This is a genomic window from Bradyrhizobium sp. Kon69 (assembly GCF_055807515.1).
Map to the genome: position 1 here is coordinate 1 of NZ_JBVVOS010000467.1, position 253 is coordinate 253.

Consider the following 253-nt stretch of genomic DNA (forward strand, 5'->3'; position numbering starts at 1 on the left):
GTAATCAAGAACCCATCTTGCTCGCCTTTCGTCTCATAACCCCAGCCGCTAGGGCTTGATGATGTGCTTGCAAATGATGCTCCAAGCAGGCATATCTTTGATGAATACTCAAGTTTTCCACTTGGCCCGGCTGTCACTTTCAAATTGCAGCAATAACTATCGAAGTGCTCATCTGCCGCGTTTTGGTCTTTTACAAAAACAGATGAGTAATAGAAATCAGTCATCACTGTTATTCCATTTATACGCTTTATAG

General features: G+C 42.3%; 1 protein-coding gene. It reads right to left on the reverse strand.

What is annotated here, in order from left to right:
- A partial coding sequence (locus AC0L3U_RS39835) for a hypothetical protein (RefSeq protein WP_473365187.1) occupies window positions 1–224 on the reverse strand: 224 nt, incomplete at its 3' end.
- Window positions 225–253: the final 29 nt, after the last annotated feature.